Genomic DNA, 2,953 nt, shown 5'->3' with positions numbered 1-2,953 from the left:
TCCCGCCTGCAAGAGATGCCCCCCTTCCTGCCGGACCGCTTGGAGGCGGGGACCCACAACATCCCCGGCGTGGCAGGGCTGTTGGAGGGGATGCGCTTCGTGGGCAGCAAGAAGCCCGGGGTGATCTTCCGCCATGAGTGCGCCCTGCGGGAGCAGGCGGCGGCAGGGCTGAAACGCCTGCCGGGGGTGGAGGTGTTCTCCACCAGGGGGGACTGCCAGAGTGGCGTGCTCTCCTTCCGGCTACCCCGGCTGGACGTGGGACAGGTGGCGGAGTTCCTGGGGAGCCGGGGGATTGCCGTGCGTTCCGGACTCCACTGTGCCCCGCTGGCTCACGGCACTGGGGGGACTGCCACCAGTGGGACCGTCCGCTTGAGCTTTTCCGCCTTCAACACCCACCAGGAGGTGGAGCGCTTCCTTCAAATTATGAGGAGGCTGGTGTGAACCAGGGAGACTGCCTGACCAACGGATTGGTGAGGCAGTCTCTTTCTGTCAAAGGGCTTTTTTGAAAGCCAATGGCGGCATTCGTTCAAATCCGCTCTTGTAAATGTAAGAGAAATATTATATAATAAGCTGAATTGGAATCTGCAATCCTGGGCCAAGCTGTGGGCCGGGGGCGCGGGGAAAGGGGCGCACGGTGACGACGTTTATGAACTATTGCGTGGTGGTAGTGGAATACCTGCGCTTGATCACCCTCTCTGACCTGGTCGACATCGTGATCCTTTCCTTTATCCTCTATAAGTGCATCAACCTGCTCCAATGGACCAACGCGGCCAAAGTGGCCAAGGTGCTGCTGATTATGGTGGCCTGCATGTGGGTCTCCTACCAGCTGAGCTTGGATGCCATCAACTTTCTACTGAGCAAGGCCATGGAGCTGGGCTTCCTGGCCTTGGTGATCCTCTTCCAGCCGGAAATCCGCCGCTTTTTTGAACAGGTGGGTACCAGCGGCAGGATATCCCTGGTTCGTCTGTTCCGGGACAATGGCCCCAGCAGCGAGGTGGAGCGGGCCATCCAAGAGACGGTGGAGGCCTACCAGGAGATGTCTGACAATAAGGTAGGCGCCCTCCTGGTCTTTGAGCGGGATGTGAAGCTGGACAATGTGATTTCATCGGGGACGGCATTCCAGTCCACGGTGAACAGCGAACTATTGAAAAACCTCTTTTACAATAAAGCCCCCCTCCACGACGGCGCGGTGATCGTCCGCCGGGGCAAGATCGTGGCGGCGGGCTGTATGCTCCCCATGTCCGACAGCATGAGCTTGAGCAAGGACCTGGGAATGCGCCACCGGGCGGGGCTGGGAATGAGCGAGCGCTCCGACGCGGTGGTGGCGGTGGTTTCCGAGGAGACCGGTGCCATCTCCGTTATGCTCCGGGGGACACTGCGGCGGCATCTCTCCGCTGCAACGTTGAACCGGGTGCTGCGCAACGAGCTGCTCCCCCGCCAGGAGGAGGCGCAGGGTGGAAGGGTCAGCCGGGCCCTGGCATTCTGGCAAGGGAGGGCACAGCGCCGTGGAAAATAAGAAGAAAAGCCGCCGGGTGCTCAACGCCATCCTTGCTGTGGGCTTGGCGGTGGCCCTGTGGCTGTATGTGGTCAATGTGGAAAACCCCACCGGCACCACCAGGCTGCGGGACTTGGACGTGGAAATCCAAGGCTCCCGTCAGTTGGCGGAGCAGGGCCTAATGGTTACCAGCATCAGCCAGGACCAGTTGGACCTAAAAGTGAACGGCAGGAAAAAGACCCTGATGAAGCTGAGCCCCAAGAACGTCTCCGTCTATCTGGATGTCTCCACCATTGAGGAGAAGGGGGAGTGGCCCCTGAGCTGCCGGACGGTGTTTCCCTCCAACGTGAGCAGCGATAGCCTGACGGTGGCCAACTGGGACGACCTGCGGCTGACGGTGACGGTGGAGGAAGTGGAGACGAAGCGAGTCCCCGTCCGGGGCAGCTTTTCCGGCGTGACCGTCACGGGATTCATGACCGGGGAGATTGAGACGGAATTGAAAAATGTTGAGGTCACAGGCCCGGTTCAGATTTTAGATCAGATCGACCACGCCCAAGCCCAAGTGGGGGGGGAGGCAGTATCCGCCACCATAGAGGAGGACGTGGAGCTGCGCCTCCTTGGAAGCGACGGTACCCCGGTGGATTCCAAGCTGCTTACCCTCAGCGAGCAGAGCACCCATGTCACAGTGCCGGTGGAGGAAGTGGTCTCCATCCCCCTGCGGGTGGACCTCCAGGAAAGTGAAGAGCTCAAGGAGGCGGACGTGAGTTGGAGCATATCGCCGTCCTATGTGAATGTGGTGAAGGAAGAGGGGCAAGAGCTGCCCGAGGTCTTGAACCTAGGGTCCATCGACCTCAAGGGTGTGTACGACGATACCGAGTTCCACATGCCCATCCAACTGCCCCAGGGAAGCGTAGGCTGGAACCTCCCAGACTATGCCACATTGAGCTTGGTAGTGGACCGTTACTCTAGCCGGATGATGCCAGTGGAGGATATCCGCTTGGAGAACATACCTGAGGGCTTAGAGGTGGAGCAGGTCACTGGGACCATCTTCGTTTGGAGCTGGGGGCGCACCCGCCAGCTGACGGATTTGAAGGGGGAACAGTTGGCCGCTTCTGTGGACTTGTCCGAAGCCGAGGCCGCGCCGGGCATCCAACGCTTCCCGGTGACGGTGTGGATAGAGGGCACCGATGGCGTGGAGATTTTGGGGAAACACTATACTGTGGCCCTTCGTCTGACAGAAAAATAAGAATATGATACATGGATTGGAATACAAGATAGGACCTGAGGGGAGGAGCTTTTTATGGAACAGATCGCAGTGGTAAAGGCCGTGCTGAACAACGGCATGGCGGAGGTCACCGTGGAGCGGGAGACCGCCTGCGGTGCCGCCCATAGCTGTTCGGAATGCGCTGGCTGCGAGAAGATGATGACCCGGACCCAAAATGTGGTCACTGCCTACAA

General features: G+C 59.7%; 3 protein-coding genes. All 3 read left to right on the top strand.

From position 1 onward, the window contains the following. Positions 1-441 (top strand): aminotransferase class V-fold PLP-dependent enzyme (locus tag ACTOZL_RS10090; RefSeq protein WP_482478260.1); only part of this gene is annotated, 441 nt, incomplete at its 5' end. A 205-nt stretch (positions 442-646) separates the two neighbouring features. Next, a complete protein-coding gene (gene cdaA, locus ACTOZL_RS10085; protein ID WP_482478259.1) occupies positions 647-1,516 on the top strand; it encodes a diadenylate cyclase CdaA in 870 nt (289 codons plus the stop codon). After that, positions 1,506-2,741, top strand: a complete 1,236-nt coding sequence (locus ACTOZL_RS10080) for a CdaR family protein (protein WP_482478257.1) — start codon at positions 1,506-1,508, stop codon at positions 2,739-2,741. The genes cdaA and ACTOZL_RS10080 overlap by 11 nt, the downstream gene beginning before the upstream one ends. Positions 2,742-2,953 lie beyond the last annotated feature (212 nt).

Source organism: Evtepia sp., assembly GCF_056797215.1.
The sequence above is the reverse complement of the archived record's forward strand: the minus strand, read 5'-3'. Positions and strand labels throughout refer to the sequence as shown.

Coding starts and splice junctions, on each gene's coding strand:
- cdaA (WP_482478259.1), top strand. CDS start 647: ATGAACTATTGCGTGGTGGTAGTGGAATACCTGCGCTTGATCACCCTC.